Source organism: Priestia sp. YIM B13491 (genome assembly GCF_042787605.1).
In the GTDB taxonomy this organism is placed as follows: Bacteria; Bacillota; Bacilli; order Bacillales; family Bacillaceae_H; genus Priestia; species Priestia megaterium_E.
The window spans coordinates 775,723-793,407 of record NZ_JBHZOR010000001.1 but is presented as its reverse complement, the minus strand read 5'-3'; the positions used below and the strand labels follow the sequence as shown (position 1 = coordinate 793,407).

General features: G+C 39.0%; 14 protein-coding genes. 1 reads left to right on the top strand and 13 read right to left on the bottom strand.

Going from position 1 to position 17,685, the window contains the following annotated elements:
• Nucleotides 1-386 precede the first annotated feature (386 nt).
• The 4 genes from glnA to hflX all read right to left on the bottom strand — a co-directional run bounded on the left by glnA (nucleotide 387) and on the right by hflX (nucleotide 4,942).
• Nucleotides 387-1,721, bottom strand: coding sequence for a type I glutamate--ammonia ligase (glnA, locus tag ACFX4E_RS04025; RefSeq protein WP_013084732.1), 1,335 nt, complete (start codon nucleotides 1,719-1,721; stop codon nucleotides 387-389).
• Nucleotides 1,722-1,804: 83 nt separating this feature from the next.
• Entirely contained in the window at nucleotides 1,805-2,212 is a 408-nt protein-coding gene (locus ACFX4E_RS04020) for a MerR family transcriptional regulator (RefSeq protein WP_013058786.1), read from the bottom strand.
• 190 nt (nucleotides 2,213-2,402) lie between these two features.
• The gene (locus ACFX4E_RS04015) at nucleotides 2,403-3,665 is read right to left on the bottom strand and encodes a methionine gamma-lyase family protein (protein WP_377258930.1); all 1,263 of its coding nucleotides are present in this window, start codon (nucleotides 3,663-3,665) and stop codon (nucleotides 2,403-2,405) included.
• A gap of 14 nt (nucleotides 3,666-3,679) precedes the next feature.
• Nucleotides 3,680-4,942, bottom strand: coding sequence for a GTPase HflX (gene hflX / locus ACFX4E_RS04010; RefSeq protein WP_081085247.1), 1,263 nt, complete (start codon nucleotides 4,940-4,942; stop codon nucleotides 3,680-3,682).
• A gap of 277 nt (nucleotides 4,943-5,219) precedes the next feature.
• Here hflX and ACFX4E_RS04005 point away from each other — a divergent pair, with 277 nt between their 5' ends.
• Nucleotides 5,220-5,831: a trimeric intracellular cation channel family protein gene (locus ACFX4E_RS04005; protein WP_013084735.1), complete on the top strand. Its 612-nt coding sequence runs from the start codon at nucleotides 5,220-5,222 to the stop codon at nucleotides 5,829-5,831.
• A 33-nt stretch (nucleotides 5,832-5,864) separates the two neighbouring features.
• On the opposite strand, the gene spoVK is transcribed toward ACFX4E_RS04005, so the two are convergent.
• The 9 genes from spoVK to miaB all read right to left on the bottom strand — a co-directional run bounded on the left by spoVK (nucleotide 5,865) and on the right by miaB (nucleotide 17,342).
• On the bottom strand, nucleotides 5,865-6,821 hold the full coding sequence (gene spoVK / locus ACFX4E_RS04000) for a stage V sporulation protein K (protein WP_377258799.1): 957 nt from the start codon (nucleotides 6,819-6,821) through the stop codon (nucleotides 5,865-5,867).
• A 187-nt stretch (nucleotides 6,822-7,008) separates the two neighbouring features.
• Nucleotides 7,009-7,233 carry an RNA chaperone Hfq gene (hfq, locus tag ACFX4E_RS03995; protein ID WP_013058791.1) on the bottom strand — a complete coding sequence of 75 codons (225 nt, stop codon included), beginning with the start codon at nucleotides 7,231-7,233 and terminating at the stop codon, nucleotides 7,009-7,011.
• A gap of 32 nt (nucleotides 7,234-7,265) precedes the next feature.
• Nucleotides 7,266-8,216 carry a tRNA (adenosine(37)-N6)-dimethylallyltransferase MiaA gene (miaA, locus tag ACFX4E_RS03990; protein WP_050689712.1) on the bottom strand — a complete coding sequence of 317 codons (951 nt, stop codon included), beginning with the start codon at nucleotides 8,214-8,216 and terminating at the stop codon, nucleotides 7,266-7,268.
• 100 nt (nucleotides 8,217-8,316) lie between these two features.
• Entirely contained in the window at nucleotides 8,317-10,194 is a 1,878-nt protein-coding gene (mutL, locus tag ACFX4E_RS03985; protein WP_098331919.1) for a DNA mismatch repair endonuclease MutL, read from the bottom strand.
• Nucleotides 10,195-10,212: 18 nt separating this feature from the next.
• Complete coding sequence (gene mutS, locus ACFX4E_RS03980; protein WP_377258797.1) at nucleotides 10,213-12,870, bottom strand: DNA mismatch repair protein MutS; 2,658 nt, start codon at nucleotides 12,868-12,870, stop codon at nucleotides 10,213-10,215.
• 163 nt (nucleotides 12,871-13,033) lie between these two features.
• Nucleotides 13,034-14,431, bottom strand: coding sequence for a branched-chain amino acid transporter BcaP (bcaP, locus tag ACFX4E_RS03975; protein ID WP_013084740.1), 1,398 nt, complete (start codon nucleotides 14,429-14,431; stop codon nucleotides 13,034-13,036).
• 177 nt (nucleotides 14,432-14,608) lie between these two features.
• Entirely contained in the window at nucleotides 14,609-15,154 is a 546-nt protein-coding gene (locus ACFX4E_RS03970) for an outer spore coat protein CotE (protein WP_013058796.1), read from the bottom strand.
• A 225-nt stretch (nucleotides 15,155-15,379) separates the two neighbouring features.
• The gene (locus ACFX4E_RS03965; RefSeq protein WP_013058797.1) at nucleotides 15,380-15,811 is read right to left on the bottom strand and encodes a YlbF/YmcA family competence regulator; all 432 of its coding nucleotides are present in this window, start codon (nucleotides 15,809-15,811) and stop codon (nucleotides 15,380-15,382) included.
• Between the two features lies 1 nt (nucleotide 15,812).
• Nucleotides 15,813-17,342 carry a tRNA (N6-isopentenyl adenosine(37)-C2)-methylthiotransferase MiaB gene (gene miaB / locus ACFX4E_RS03960; protein WP_013084741.1) on the bottom strand — a complete coding sequence of 510 codons (1,530 nt, stop codon included), beginning with the start codon at nucleotides 17,340-17,342 and terminating at the stop codon, nucleotides 15,813-15,815.
• Between the last annotated feature and the right edge of the window lie 343 nt (nucleotides 17,343-17,685).

Here is a 17,685-nt window from a genome sequence, read left to right as displayed (position 1 = left end):
ATTACTAAACCTTTGAAAAAATTCCCTTCTTGCATTTTCATTCCATTCCTCTCCAACAGTATTTTCTAATGATACTACGACTGGCTGAAAATTCTCTGAAGTTATACTGAAGTGCAGAGTGAATACATAAACAATCTCTCTATCTGTTATACACTACTTTTACATATAGATTCAATGAGACAAAAAGCTTATCCTTTTTAATTCATATAACTAAATTCTTTCCTGTATCTAACAAAACAATAAAAAGCCTCCCGTAAATTGTACGACAGGCAGCTATACTTATTTTATGAACAGTTTAGTTCAATATTTAATATGCGCAATGTTATTCATTTTGAAAACAAAAAAGTCCGAGAGAACGTATAAACGATCTCTCGGACTTTTAAGAATTAATATTGGCTCATGTATTGGTCACGTTCCCAAGGATGAACTTGTGTACGGAACATATCCCATTCGATTTCTTTCGCTTCAACGAAGTGCTCTGCTAAGTGTTCACCTAATGCAGAAACCATAACTTCGTTTGATTGGAAGCTATCTAAAGCTTGAGCTAATGTTGCAGGTAAATCTACGATACCTTCTTCAACACGCTCTTCTTTTGTCATTACATAGATATTACGATCGATAGGTTTTGGAGCTTCAAGGTTGTTCTTGATTCCATCTAAACCAGCTTTTAATAGAACAGCCATTGCTAAATATGGATTAGCAGCTGGGTCTACGCTACGTACCTCAACACGAGTTCCTACGCCGCGAGAAGCTGGGATACGGATTAATGGGCTACGGTTACGAGCAGACCATGCAACATAACAAGGAGCCTCATATCCAGGCACTAGACGCTTATAAGAGTTTACAGTAGGATTTGTTACTGCTGTAAAGCTGTGTGCGTGCTTGATGATACCTGCGATAAATTGACGAGCAGTATCACTTAGCTCTAGATTACCGTTTTCATCATAAAATGCGTTTTGACCATCTTTAAATAATGAAACGTTACAGTGCATACCTGAACCATTCACACCAAATAATGGTTTTGGCATAAATGTAGCATGTAAGCCATGTTTACGTGCAATTGTTTTTACAACAAGTTTGAACGTTTGGATATCATCACAAGCTTTTAATGCAGCAGCATATTTGAAGTCAATCTCGTGTTGTCCAGGAGCTACCTCATGGTGAGATGCTTCAATTTCAAAGCCCATTTCTTCAAGCTCTAATACGATGTCACGACGGCAGTTTTCACCAAGGTCAGTTGGCGCTAAGTCGAAGTAGCCACCTTTATCATTTAATTCTAATGTAGGTTCGCCTTTTTCGTCTAATTTGAATAAGAAGAACTCTGGCTCAGGTCCAAGGTTAAAATCAGTAAATCCTAACTCTTCCATCTCTTTTAACACACGTTTTAAGTTATTACGTGGATCGCCATCAAACGGAGTTCTATCTGCATTGTAGATGTCACAAATAAAACGTGCTACTTTACCTTTTTCAGATGTCCAAGGGAAAATAACAAATGTATCAATGTCCGGGAATAGGTACATATCTGATTCTTCAATACGTACAAACCCTTCAATAGAAGAACCGTCAAACATCATTTTGTTGTCTAACGCTTTTTCTAATTGACTTACTGGAATTTCAACGTTTTTAATTGTTCCTAAAATGTCAGTGAACTGAAGACGAATATACTTTACATTCTCTTCTTGAACTTTGCGGAAAATATCTTCTTTTGTGTACTTTGCCATCGTGTGATCCTCCCCTAAATCTCTATATAATATTTATAATCTATACCCCTCATATACGAACGGCATAAATATTGATAACTTTATTAATGAAAGAACCTGGACATATCTCCTTGATTTAAAGTTGCTCGATTAAAACGGCCTGCTTGCATAAGTTCTGCACGAAGCATTTTTCGCAATTCATCGTCCGTTAATTCTGGCTTTGCTGTTGCTGCCACAACTTTTTCTTCTTGCTTATGCCCTTTTTGCTCCTTTTGAAGATGAAACAGCTGTTTTACACCTGCTAAGTTTACACCTTGTTCAATAAGATCACGGATTTCAAGCAGCTTATCAACATCGTTAAATGAGAATAATCGTCGATTTCCCTCTGTTCTTACTGGTGCAACTAATTCATGTTCTTCATAGTAGCGAATTTGGCGAGCCGACAACTCAGTTAACTGCATCACAATTCCAATTGGGAAAAGTGGCGTATTTCTTCGAATGTTGTCACTCATTTCAGTTCCTCCTTTGGATTAACTATTTACATTGTATGCTATGTTAGTTCACCTGTCAACCGAATGTTAGTAATTCTAACATAAATTTTTCTGAACATTTCTTCTATACAAATAAATAGCATTTCGTTTATTTTTATAAGCCTATCTTTTCTTTCTTAGCGGGGAGAAAATAGTCTTTCTATCTTATATTTTATAAAAGTTCTTTCGTCAGCATTTGATCTACTGCCATACATATTGCTACTTTTACGTGAGCATACGTTAACCCGCCCTGCACGTAAGCGACATAAGGAGGCCTGATAGGTCCATCTGCCGTCAGCTCGAGGCTTGCTCCTTGTATAAACGTTCCAGCTGCCATAATCACATCATCTTCGTACCCTGGCATATAAGCAGGATAGGCCGTTACGTGTGAATTAATTGGCGAGGCGAATTGAATAGCCTGACAAAAAGAAACCATTTTATCACGGTCATCGAACTGCACGGATTGAATTAAATCCGTTCGTTCACTGTTCCACTTCGGCTCACTTTGCATCCCTAGCTCTTCGAAAATAGCGGATGAGAAAACCGCTCCTTTTAATGCTTGACCGACTACGTGCGGCGCCAAGAAGAACCCTTGATACATTTCTTGTAAGCTATACAGCGTAGCTCCAGCTTCTGCACCGATTCCAGGAGTTGTCATTCGGTATGAACAAGCTTCGACTAGGTCTTTTCGTCCTGCAATATAACCGCCGATTTTAGCAAGGCCTCCACCGGGGTTCTTAATAAGCGACCCTGCCATCAAATCTGCTCCTACATGCGTTGGCTCGATTGTTTCTACAAATTCACCGTAGCAGTTATCGACAAATACTATAACGTCAGGCTTAATACTCTTTACAAAAGAAATCATTTCTTTTATTTGCGCGACTGTAAAAGAAGGACGAATGCCGTAACCTTTTGAGCGCTGAATGCCTATCATCTTTGTGTGCTCATGAATAGACGCTTTCACTTCTTCAAAATCCACTTGACCTTGCGCTGTTAAATCTACTGATTTATAGCTAATATTATATTCTTTTAAAGAGCCTACGCCGCTTCCTCGTATACCAACAATTTCTTCAAGAGTGTCATAAGGCTTTCCAGTTATATATAATAGTTCATCTCCAGGACGCAGTACACCAAACAGCGAAATGCCAATTGCGTGCGTACCTGAAATAATTTGCGGACGCACCAGGCAAGCTTCTGTTCCAAAAACATCCGCGTATACTTTCTCCAACGTATCGCGGCCTAGATCGTCATATCCATACCCCGTTGTCGGATTAAAATGTGAATCACTCACTCGATTTTGCTGAAAGCTTTGCAGCACCCGAAATTGATTTGCTTCAATGCGCTCGTCAATTTTCTCATGTACGGGCTTAATTTGTTTTTCTACTTTTGCAGCAAGTTCCCGAATGCGTGCCCCGTTTTTTAACTGATCAAACATCATTTCTTTGTTCCTCAACTTTCTTCAAGCGTTTGTAGCTTTTTGTAAAGGGGATGCTCTTTTGCGATATACCCTTTGCACTGATACTTCTCAGTTTCTTCATTGAATTTTAACGACTCAAGAATAGAGACCGTTTTGAGTTCAGCGAGCATTTTCCCTTCATAAGCCGGCAGCAGCACATGAAAAAATGCCATTTCTTTTTTCATTTCTTCTTGAATTCTTTCCCCAAGCTTCACTAAATCAGCAGCTTTAAAAGCGCTCATTGATAAAGATGTCGAAGCGGATGGGACAAATAGTTCATGCTGCATATCTTCTTTATTGTAAACTGTCAGCATCGGAATGTCCGTTACGTTCAGCTCTTCTAGTAAGCGATGCACTGTTTTTTCGTGGTTGTTGTAATCTGGATTAGATGAATCTACCACGTGCAGAACAAGGTCAGCTTCGGTTACTTCTTCAAGTGTTGAACGGAACGCGGCTACTAACGTTGTTGGAAGATCTTGAATAAATCCAACCGTATCCGTTAACAGAGCCGTTAGTCCTGACGGAAGCGTATACTGTCTTGTCGTTGGATCAAGAGTTGCAAACAGCTGATTTTCTTCAAAAATACCCGCCTCTGTTAAGCGGTTAAAGATCGTCGATTTACCAGCGTTCGTATAGCCCACAATTGCAATTTGATAGACATGATTACGCTTACGTCTTTCTCGATAACGTTCGCGGTGACTTACCACTGTCTTTAGCTGACGCTTAATTTCATCAATTTTACGGCGAATATGTCTGCGGTCACTTTCAAGTTTCGTTTCACCAGGACCTCTTGTTCCAATTCCGCCTCCAAGACGTGACAAAGCGGTACCTTGTCCTACTAACCTAGGTAGCAGATAATTTAATTGAGCAAGTTCCACCTGCATTTTTCCTTCTCGCGTTTGAGCACGCTGTGCGAAGATATCCAAAATCAGCTGCGTACGGTCAATAACACGCGCAGATAACCCTGCTGACAAATTGCGGATTTGACTCGGTGACAATTCATCATTAAATACAATTAAATCAGGCTCTAACTCTTCTTCAAGAGCCACAAGTTCTTCTACTTTCCCTTTTCCAATATAAGTAGCTGGATGAATGCGATCGCGCTTTTGCGTTAACCTTACCAGCACTTCGCCTTTTGCAGTCTCAGTTAAAGATGCTAGCTCATCCATTGAATATTCAAAACGTTCGTCATCGTCATGAAGCTGACATCCGACTAAAATTACGCGTTCAAGTTCAGTATTCATTTCTGCTGTCAAAGATTTTTCCTTCCCTTACTATTAAATTGACAAATCATTCATATCATATCAAAAAAATGCCCATTTCTCCATCTTTGCAAAAGAGACAGAATACATTGTCTTTTACTAGTTTAACACCCTTTTTAAAATCTATAAAATGATGATTAAAAAAACATTGAAATATCACGAAATTCTGTATACAATTTGAGTTGGTTTACTTATCGAAATTTGAATCAGGCTGCCTGATTTTAAAATAATAGTCGCTACTTGGTGAAAACAGAATAAAGGGGATAGCATCATGACTTGGGACGTACTTAGCATTATTGGAACGATTGCTTTTGCAATCAGCGGAGCTTTCATTGCCATGGAAGAGGAATATGATATTTTAGGCGTTTACATATTGGGAATCGTAACGGCTTTTGGCGGAGGAGCCATTCGAAACCTGCTTATCGGTGTACCCGTGTCTGCCCTTTGGGAACAAGGACTCTTTTTTCAGATTGCTTTATTATCTATCACTGCCACTTTTTTATTTCCAAACAATATCTTAAAACATTGGAAGCGATGGGGAAACTTTTCGGACGCCATCGGCCTTGCAGCATTCGCGATTCAAGGAGCGCTTTATGCCACTCATATGAACCATCCGCTTAGCGCGGTTATTGTAGCTGCGGTCTTAACAGGAAGCGGCGGCGGGATTATCCGAGATTTATTAGCACGCCGAAAGCCTACTGTTCTTAAAGATGAAATTTATGCGGTATGGGCGATTATCGCAGGATTTAGCGTAGGGCTGCATATTACAAATACGCCTATAGAACTTTATACGTTATTTATCTTACTTGTAGGTCTTCGGATGTGTTCATATATTTACAAATGGCGCCTGCCGATCAAAACGATTCGACAACCAAATATGTAGAAAAAAAGCCTTTCGTGACGAAAGGCTTTTTTTCTACAGCTGAATATCGCTTGACGTTAAAGTTAGAAGTTCGTTGCGCTCAAAGCTTTCTTCTTCTAAAAGCCTCATGGATTGAGTACGTATGGAACGTTCGATAATGTTTCGCACATATCGACCGTTACTAAAATCCCTAGGCGTCTGATTGTACTTCACGTCCATGAAATGATCTTTTAGCTTTTTATAGGCCTCTGTACTAAACTGATACTGCCTTTCATTCATCATGTGACCGGCAATGTCCATCAGTTCATTTACATCATAATCCGGAAAATCAAAAATAAACGGAAACCTAGAGCGCAGCCCTGGATTAAGACTTAGAAAATTTTCCATTTCTCTTGGATAACCAGCTAAAATCAATACAAACTTATCATTTGAATCTTCCATATGTTTGACCAATGTATCAATCGCTTCTTTTCCAAAATCTTTTTCTCCCCCTCTTGCAAGAGAATAAGCCTCATCAATAAATAAAATACCTCCAAGCGCTTTTTTTACAAGATCTCTCGTTTTCTGAGCGGTATGGCCAATGTATTCTCCAACTAAATCAGCCCGCTCTGCTTCAATTAAATGTCCTTTAGACAAGATGTTCATATTCAAAAATAATTTACCTAGCAGGCGGGCTACCGTCGTTTTCCCTGTTCCTGGATTTCCTTTAAACATCATATGCAGCGCCTGCTTTCCCGCTTTTAAGCCCTGTTCCTCTCTTTTTTTGTTAATATATAACCACGCATATATTTCTTTTATCATTTTTTTCAATTCTTCCATTCCAACCAGTCCGCTCATTTCTCGTTCAATTTCCCGAAGCGGCTCATGATTTATGACAGCTTTTTTGGCAGGACGCGGAATTGATGTCGTATACGATTTTTCCTTTTTTGTTTCATTATTTAAAATGATATTAATTTGCCCATTATTTTTAAGAGTTATCGGCTGCTCCACCATGTTCACCTCTCGTTTCATCCCACTTCTCTGTATCGCATAGCTGCATGCGATGAACGATACGAAGACAATGATCTCTTATTACCGAAGAAATAATCGTCTATTATAAGGTTTATGTTCGATGAGTAAAAACAATGTTAAGAAACTTTTTTAAGCCTTTATTTGCATAAAAAAAGCATCCGAATATGCGGATGCTTCTCTTTAATCTCTATTCAAGTTCTACTGTAATATTTTTATTTGGTACAAATGTCGAAATCGCATGTTTATAAATCAGCTGCTGTTTTCCTTCAGATTCAATTAACACAGTAAAGTTATCAAATCCTTTAATTAGTCCTCTTAATTGAAAACCATTTAAAAGAAATACCGTCACATAGATATTTTCTTTACGTAATTGATTTAAAAATTGGTCTTGAATATTAACTGATTGTTTCATTATTCGGCCTCCTCGTTTCTCTATCTGTTTACTTAATTCGCTTCTTTCTTCAGCTTTCCTGCAATATATGTAAAAATTTCAGCAAACTTTTCGGGAAATTTGTCAACTTCCATCTCTATCCATTTTACAGGCATTTTATTTCGAAACCACGTTAACTGACGCTTGGCATATCTGCGTGAATTTTGTTTCAACTGTTCAACGGCTTCTTCGAGCGTGCAGCGTCCTTCAAAATAAGCATACAGCTCTTTATAGCCGATAGCTTGAATCGATTGTACATCATGCAGACCACTTTCGTACAATGATTTGACTTCATCAAGCAGTCCAGCCTGCATCATCATATCGACTCGGTGATTAATTCTCTCATATAATACGTCTCTATCCATTGTAAGTCCAATAATGCTTACGTCATATAATAACTCTTGCGACTGTTCTTTTGTATAGTCACTGAATTTTTTGCCGGTTACTTCATAAACTTCAAGCGCTCTGATTACACGGCGATGGTTGTTTTTATGGATAGCAGCTGCACTGTCCGGGTCAATTTCTTTTAGCTTTTCATACAGGGGATCAATGCCATGAGCTTTAATAAATACTTCCATTCGTTCACGAACTTTTTCATCACTAGGAGTTTCTGTGAACTGATAATCATAAATAACGGATTGAATATAAAGACCCGTCCCTCCAACAATCATCGGCATTTTTCCTCTAGCGTGAATATCATCGATTTGTTTTCTTACAATCTCTTGAAATTCTGCCACAGAAAACGATTCATCCGGCTCCTTAATATCGATCAGGTAATGGGGAATACCCTGCATCTCTTCTTCTGATACCTTTGCTGTTCCGATATCCATCCCTTTATAAATTTGCATGGAATCACCTGAAATAATTTCTCCGTCTAACTGTTTGGCAAGTTCAATGCTCAATTTTGTTTTACCAACCGCAGTTGGTCCAATAATGACAATAAGTTTTGGTTTCTCTCCCGTCATAACAACACTACTTTCATCTATAGGCATTCACATCATTCCATTTTATCCAAATGGCCATGATTTATTCAACAAAACGGCTAGCTGCAGCTAGCCGCATTGCCTACATCACTCGCTTAAACATTTTTTCCATTTCATACGTCGAATGATGAATAATAATTGGTCGTCCGTGCGGACACGTAAATGGATCTGTTGTTTTTCTCAACGTCTCAAGTAAAGCAAAAATCTCATCGTTTCGCAAATGATGATTCGCTTTAATCGATCCTTTACAGCTCATCATAATAGCCGCTTCTTCTCGTAACTTTTCGATATTGACTCGTTTCATCGTAAAGATTTGCTGAATCATTTCTTCAATGGTTTCCTGTTCCTCTCCTTTTGGAAACCACTGCGGATGCGAACGAACTATATAGGAGTTTTGTCCAAACGGTTCTAAAAAGACTCCTACTTCAGCAAGCATGTCTTTGTACTCTTCTAAAATCAAGGCTTCATTTCCCGAGAACTCTAGCGTAAGCGGCATAAGCAGTTCTTGAACTTCTGAATCTACTTCTCCAAGCTTTCGCTTAAAATATTCGTACTTAATTCTCTCCTGCGCCGCGTGCTGATCAATAATAAATAATCCTTTTTCATTCTGTGCCAAAATATACGTTCCGTGCATTTGGCCAATTGGGTACATCGCAGGAACACGCGGTTCTGGCTGCTCTTTGGCTAAATGGTTTGGTTCTGGAATAGGAGCGTTCTCTTCCACCGATTCTTCATATTGTTCTATTTCTCGAAACGTTGGTTGGAGTTCTTCATCTTGACGTATGACCTCTGTTTTAACAGGCGGCATGATCTCGTCTACACGAGGGGGGGCCTCCTTAAAGCTAGGCTCACGAACCGTATTAGACGGCTGATAGCCAGACGGTTTAGACTGATGATCAAATGTAAAGGTCTGCTGCTCAGTTGGCTGCACAGCTGCTTTTGACTTAGTTGGCACTACAGCATCTGGAATTAACTGCTGCTTTTTAAAAGCAGCTTTCACTCCTTGTTCAATAAGCTCAAACAGCTCCGCTTCTTTACTCAACCGTACTTCTAATTTTGCTGGATGAACATTCACGTCCACTAATAAAGGGTCCATTGTAATGGTTAAAAACACAATCGGAAAACGACCGATAGGTAAAAGGGTATGATAGCCCTGCTGTACCGCTTTTAACAACCCGTAGTTTTTAACAAACCGACCGTTAATAATGGTGGACATATAGTTGCGAGAAGCTCTTGTGATTTCAGGAAGAGCGACGTAACCATTCACTTCATAATCAAGTGACTGAACGTTAATCGGAATCATTTTTTTGGCTACTGCCATTCCATAAATAGCGGCAAGCACTTGGCGCACATCTCCGCTTCCGTTCGTATACAGAAGCTGTCTTCCTTGATGCATCAGCCTAATTGAAACTTCAGGATGAGACATTGCAAGACGATTGACGACATCCGTTACGTTACCAAGCTCCGTGTTTACCGTCTTCATATATTTTAAACGTGCAGGTGTATTGAAAAATAAGTTTTCAATAACAAGTTCGGTACCTTTTCGGCTTGACGTTAATTCGTGATGAACGATTTCTCCGCCTCTAAGTTTAAGATGAGTGCCGGCTTCTTCTCCCGTACTCGTTTTGAGTTCAAGCATTGAAACCGAAGCAATACTTGGCAAAGCTTCACCGCGAAATCCTAACGTTCGAATTCGAAATAAATCTTGTTCTGTTTTGATCTTACTTGTCGCATGTCTTTTAAAAGCGGTCAAGCAGTCTTCAGAAGCAATGCCGTCTCCATTATCCAATATACGAATTTTTGAAAGCCCAGCTTCTTCTAGCTCAATTTCAATAACTGTACTGTTTGCATCAATAGCATTTTCGACTAGTTCTTTCACCACCGAAGCAGGTCGTTCAACAACCTCTCCGGCAGCAATTTTATTTGAAAGTTCGTCTGAAAGCTGCACAATTTTACCCACAGACTCACTCCTCTCACTCTATTTCTTCTTTAATGATTTTTGCAGTTCATACATCGCATTCATTGCGTCTAAAGGCGTCATTTCCAAAATATCCAGCTCTTTTAAACGATCTACAATTGCTTTTTCACGTTTCGAAAGCGCAGGCTTTTCTTTTTTCTTTTCTATTTCAAAGAACGAAAGCTGATTGGCTTCATCTGCTTTTTTACCATCTGCACGTTCTTCTTGAACCAAAGAAGCACCTTCTTGTGGAACTTGCTGTGTCATCTCTTCTCTTTTTGGAGCCTGACGTACAGGTTCACGCTCAGAAGATTGTTCTAAGTCGTGTAAGATGACGCGAGCTCGCTCTATAAGCGGATCTGGAAGTTCTGCTAGTTCCGCTACGTGAATACCATAACTTTTATCTGCGGCACCATCTTTGATTTTGTGTAGAAAGACGACTTTTCCATTTTTTTCAACCGCGCTTACATGAACATTTTTAAGCGCAGGAAGCGACTCATCGAGTACGGTTAATTCATGATAATGAGTAGAAAATAGGGTCTTACAGCCAATATGTTCATGAACGTATTCAATAATTGCTTGAGCAAGAGCCATTCCGTCATACGTAGACGTACCTCGTCCAATTTCATCTAACAGAATTAGACTCGACTGAGTGGCATTTGTCACTGCATTTTTCGTTTCTAGCATCTCGACCATAAACGTACTTTGCCCTGAAATTAAGTCATCGGCTGCTCCGATACGTGTAAACACTTGATCAAAAATCGGCAGAACCGCTTCGTCCGCTGGCACAAAACAGCCAATTTGAGCTAGTATCGCCGTTAAAGCGACCTGACGCATGTACGTACTTTTACCAGACATATTAGGTCCTGTAATCAGTAAAATTGAACTATCATCCGTCATTTGACAGTCGTTTGGCACATATTCCTGTGAATTCATTACTTTTTCTACTACTGGATGGCGTCCATTTTGAATCGAAATATCTTCACTTGAAAAAATAGGCTTTGTGTAATGACGTTCTTCACTGATTTTTGCAAAGCACTGCAGTACGTCAAGCTCACTTACTTTTTTAGCGAGTTCTTGCAGCCTTGGGATATATGCTTTTACTTCCTCACGAATTTGTAAAAACAATTCATATTCCAGCTCTACAATTTTCTCTTCCGCTTCTAAAATCAGCGCTTCTTTTTCTTTCAGCTCAGGAGTAATAAAACGTTCTGCATTGGTTAACGTCTGTTTTCGTTCATACATTCCTTCAGGCAAAAGATGCAGATTTGCCCGCGTTACTTCTATATAATAGCCGAACACGCGATTATAACCAATTTTCAGTGAGCGAATCCCTGTTTTCTCACGCTCTTGCTGTTCAAGTGACGCAATCCACGTTTTTCCGTTTCGGCTTGCATCTCGGTATTGATCAAGCTGTTCATGATAGCCGTCATTAATAATGTCTCCTTCTTTAATTGACAAAGGAGGGTGCTCTTTTAATCCTCTTTCAAGAAGATTAGCTAATCGCTCACAAGGATCAATGTCTTCAACAAGCTTTGTCGCATAAGGATGATTCAAACGATTCACAACCTCTTGGATATGAGGCACATTTTGCAATGATTTTTTTAATTGAATTAAATCACGAGCATTTACATTACCAAAAGCGACTCGACCAGCTAAGCGTTCTAAATCATATACGTCTTTTAGCAACTCACGCAGTTCTTCTCGTTCAAAAAACTGTTTCATTAAGACATCTACCATATTCAAACGATTATCAATATCCGCTTGTTTTAAAAGCGGACGGTCAATCCAATTTTTTAATAAACGGCCGCCCATTGCCGTAACGGTCTGGTCTAATAACCATAGAAGCGAGCCTTTCTTTCCTTTTGAACGAATCGTTTCGGTTAACTCCAAGTTTCGCTTAGAGAACAAATCAATTTTCATATATTCATTGATTTGATAAAACTGCACGGGCTGTAAGTGTTCAAGCGAACGCTTCTGCGTGCGAGTTAAATACTGAAGAATACGCGCAAACGTTGTGATAAGCTTTTGCTGCTGAAGCGACTCTACTAAATAATCTAGTCCTTCTACTTGCTCTGTACTATTCTCATAAGAAATGGTAATCGTCATGCGCTCTTTTAGTGTTTGTAATAAGTCAGCAGGAAATTCAGAGCTTACAACGACTTCTTTTGCTTCTTTTGCATAAATCTCTGAGACTATATCGTGAAACGAACTAACAAGCGTTACGCTGTTTTCTCCTGTAGACAAATCAGAAAGAGCAAGACCAAACGTTTGATCCTCGAACGCAGTAACAGAACAAATATAGTTATTTTCCTTGTCATGCAGTCCGCGTTCGTTCATCAGTGTTCCGGGTGAAATCACCTGTACCACTTCTCGCTTTACAACACCTTTTGCATGCTTAGGGTCTTCTACTTGCTCACAAATAGCTACTTTAAATCCCTTTTCAATTAAACGCTCGATATACGTAGGAGCAGAGTGATACGGAACCCCGCACATCGGAATTCTCTCTTGTCCTCCTCCGTCTCGGCTTGTTAATGTTATTTCAAGTTCTTGAGAAGCTGTCGTAGCATCTTCAAAGAACATTTCATAAAAATCACCTAATCTAAAAAACAAAAAGGCATCTTGATACTCTGCCTTAATTCTCAAATATTGCTGTATCATTGGCGTATACGCTGCCATACTATTCCTCCATACCACATCTAGTTGTGCGTTTTTGCTACACGTATTATAACATAAGTCTTTCTTAAACTTAATTTATTCAAATAGAACAATCTTCAATTTCTTTTCATAAAACACATAAAAAAGCTTCGGACGAAGGAAGAAGCTTGTCCGAAGCTTTTCATTATTTACTGCTGTTCAAATGACTATGCTTACGTCCGTATAAGAAGTAAACCACCAGCCCTAGTACAAGCCAAATTACGAAACTAATCCATGTTAATTTTGGAAGCTGAAGTGCTAAGTATAAACAGAACACAAAAGCTAAAATTGGAATCACCGGCACGAACGGTACGCGGAAACCAGTCGATTCTGAAGTTTGTTTTGATTTACGTAAATATAAAATTCCAATTGATACGGTCATGAAAGCAAAAAGAGTACCGATGTTTGTTAACTCTGCTAATCTTCCTAATGGTACTAAACCAGAGAAGATGGATACTAGTAAACATGTAATCCACGTATTTACTACCGGCGTTTGTTTTTTCTCACTGATTTTTGAAAAAGGCTTCGGCAATAGACCATCTCGACTGATCGCATAAAATAAACGAGTTTGTCCATACATCATAACGAGTAATACCGTTGTAATACCAACAATTGCGCCTAATGAAATAAATCCTGCTACCCAGTCTTGGTTAATGTAGCTTAAAGCAAATGCTACAGGGTTTTTAACATTTAATTCTGTATAAGGTACGATTCCTGTTAAGATAAGCGATACGACGATATAAAGGACTGTACAAATCGCAAGAGATGCGATAATTCCAATTGGCATATCCCGCTGAGGCTTGCGTACTTCCTCGGCCGCTGTTGCTACAGCATCAAACCCAATGTAGGCGAAGAATACAGTTGCTGCTCCTGTCGCTACTCCCGAGAAACCAAACGGCATAAACGGCGTCCAGTTTTCTGGTTTAACATAGCTAACTCCTACCCCGATAAACAGGAGTACAACAGCCAGTTTAATAATAACCATGATAGCATTAAAACGTGAAGATTTTTTTACTCCTTGCGTTAAAAGTAATGTGATTAAAAATACGATCATAATTGCTGGAATATCAATATACGTGCCGTTTGCAGGATTATATGCACTCGTTAAAGCTTTTGGAAAATGTATGCCAAACCCTGCTAGTAATCCTTGGAAATACCCGGACCATCCGCTGGCTACAGCAGAAGAAGCAAGACCGTATTCCAAGATAAGATCCCATCCTAAAATCCAAGCGATTAATTCACCAAATGTTGCATAACTGTAAGTGTATGCACTTCCTGAAACGGGAACTGTTGAGGCAAACTCTGCATAACAAAGAGCTGCAAACACACACGCAAGTCCTGACATAATGAAAGATATAACTAAAGCTGGACCGGCATGTTCAGCGGCGGCTACGCCCGTTAATACAAAAATTCCGGTTCCGATAATAGCTCCAATTCCTAACATTGTTAAATCGAAAGCGCCTAAATCCTTTTTTAATTTAACACCTTTAGAGTTGGTTTCACTAATTAACGTTTGAATTGATTTTTTACGAAATAAGCTCATAGTAAACCCCCAAGAAATACTTATCTGATATAACTAAATTTTCTGAAAATTAATGCATTATTTTCTTTAGATTTACTATACACTGTGGATTCGACAAAAAGCAATATATTTTTTTATTTTTATAAGAATTTTCTTAAAATAGTAAAAATAAAAAAACTAGGAAGAACTTCTTCCTAGTTACTCATCGTCCCCTAATATAAAATCAGGATCCAAATCTTCAAATTCATCGTCATCTACGTCTAAATCAAACTCGTCTTCATCATCGCAGCCTTTCGGATTTACTGCAACACAAACCTTGGTTTCGCCAATCACTTCCGCCAACAATTCTCTCTCTACTTGAACAATCGTTTTATTGCCATTTGGTGAAATTGTGCACTCTAGGCAATTTGGCTGCTGCAGCACGCGAACAATTACTTCGTAATCGTCTCCAATCGAATCTTCGTCTTTATAGCGCAGCTTAATATTATCTTTGTATGATACGGTTTCCGTCCAAACTTCGGTTTTTGTATTATTATTGTACGAATACCAGATGTTAATATCATATCTGCCGTCAACTTCTACATTGCTGCCGCTTTTCTTTGCTTTGTACTCATGGTTAATCACCCAGCACCCTAAGATGCTTGTTGGTCGATTTTTCGGTGCAAGCGTATGAGACGATTGTGTAAACTTGCGACCTTTACCTACGACTGCTTTTGTAATAATTTCTCTATAGTGTTGTGACATGTGAGCATACCCTCCTCAAACTATCTTCATTTCATCCTATGCAGGCTCATTCACTTGTTTGCACATTATTTTTAAGAAACTAGGTTTAAGGCATAAAAAACCTATGTTCCATTGTATGCAAGGATATAGAAAAACGTGACAATTATTAGAGAGAAAATCTGCCCAATTTTCATGCCATGAGATGCACAAAAAAATGCCTCAGCAAATTGCTGAGGCATTTTTTCTTTATGAGCAGCTAGATCCAGGGCTGTTTCGCACCTGTGAACCTGTTTCACCGCGCAGTAAATCACCATCTGTTGACACAATAATTTCATCCGTTACTGTGTTTGAAATAGTGTTAGCAACAAGTTGAAGCAAATCATTCACGTTTATTTGAGACTCTTGAAACTGCTGAATAATCGGCAGTTCGTCCAGCTCTTCCTGTAAGCGATCGATTTTTGCCTCCACTTGTTTTAACGCTTCTGTTTTACCATAATGTTGGAAATTAACAGCTTGTTTTTGCAAACTTTTAATGCTTGCAATGGTTTCACGCACTTTTTGATTTTCGTTAAGCTGAGCTTCGGCACGCTTGAAGAAATCTACTTCTTCCGTTTCAGCAATCATTTTTGCCAGCTCTTGAGCACGTTTAATTACGTCACTCTTGTTATACTGCGCCATATTACTTCACCTCTGCTGTTTCTTCTACCATTTCCCCGTTTAGCGTCCATGTTTTGGCTTTTGTAACTTTTACTTTTACAAGTTGCCCAATCACTGACTTAGGTGCTTTGAAGTTTACAAGCTTACTTTTTTCCGTGTAGCCTGCTAATACTTCCGGATTATTTTTACTTTCACCTTCTACTAATACTTCGACAACTTTACCTTCATATTCCTTCAATTTCTTTGCAGAAATTTCATTTACAAGAGCATTTAAGCGCTGAAGGCGCTCTTTTTTCACTTCCATTGGTACGTTGTCTTGCATCTTAGCAGCTGGCGTACCTTCACGAGGTGAATAGATAAATGTATAAGCACTATCGAATTCAACCTCACGATATAGTGACATTGTTTCTTCAAACTGCTCATCCGTTTCATTTGGGAAACCCACAATAATATCAGTTGTTAATGATGCTGTTGGAATGGCTTCTTTAATTTTACGAACAAGCTCTAAATAATGTTCACGAGAATATTTTCGTGCCATAATTTTCAAGATATCGCTGCTTCCTGATTGAACAGGCAAGTGAATGTGGTCGACAAGATTTCCGCCTTTAGCAAGAACTTCAATTAAACGGTCATCAAAGTCGCGAGGATGACTTGTTGTAAAACGGATACGAGCAACGTCAATTTTACGGATTTCGTCCATTAAGTCGCCTAAGCCGTATGTGATGTCTTCAAAATCTTTTCCGTATGCATTAACATTTTGACCTAAAAGCGTAATTTCTTTGTAGCCTTGAGCAGCTAAATGACGTACTTCTTGGATAATGTCTTCTGGACGGCGGCTTCGTTCTTTTCCTCGCGTATACGGAACGATACAGTACGTACAGAACTTGTCACAGCCGTACATGATGTTAACCCATGCTTTGACGCTGCCTTTACGTGCTCTTGGAAGGTTTTCAATAACGTCCCCTTCTTTAGACCATACTTCAATCACCATTTCTTTTGCTAAGTATGCTTCGTTTAAAATGTGAGGCAAACGGTGAATGTTGTGTGTACCAAAAATCATATCCACGTGCTGATGTTTTTGTAAAATTTTATTTACAACTGACTCTTCTTGAGACATACATCCGCAGACGCCGATCAATAGCTCAGGGCGTTCGCGCTTTAAGGCCTTCAAGTGTCCTAATTCACCAAACACTTTATTTTCCGCATTTTCACGGATCGCACACGTATTCAATAAAATAACATGAGCATCTTCAACAGAGTCAGTTGGCTCGTAGCCAAGGCCTAGAAAAATACCAGCCATTACTTCTGTATCGTGCTCATTCATTTGACAGCCGTACGTACGGATATAAAACTTACGTCCTTGTCCCATCCCGTGAAACTGTTCATCGATTGCAAAATCATTGTGATAGGAAACTTCTTCTTTTCCTCGTTTTTTCGCATCTTTTAAAGAAGGTGGCATGTATACTGTTTGAAAATATTTGCTGTAATCCTTTTCGGATTTTTTGTCCGCTGGATTAACTTGGTTGCTTTCTAAACGTTGTTTTTCGTTCATAAAAAAATCTCCTTTCGCCATGACAATTGTCACGTTGCACCTGTAAATCGCAAAAAAATGTGACAGCTTTATGCTTATGCATAAAACTCATCACATTAACATAGTATATAACTTTCAAGTAGCGAACACAATCATATACCTATTTTCTATACCTGTTTCGTTAAAATTTCATTCGACTTTCGAAACATTTATTAAATCACAAAAAGAGATTGATACATAACTAAATTAATCTATTTTAGAGACGAACAAATGGTATAAAAGAGTTCATGTAAATCGCTTATTCCACCCCTGTTGATTTCCGTGCAAGACTTCGCTTTCCGCGAGCAGCCGATGAGCTTCCTTG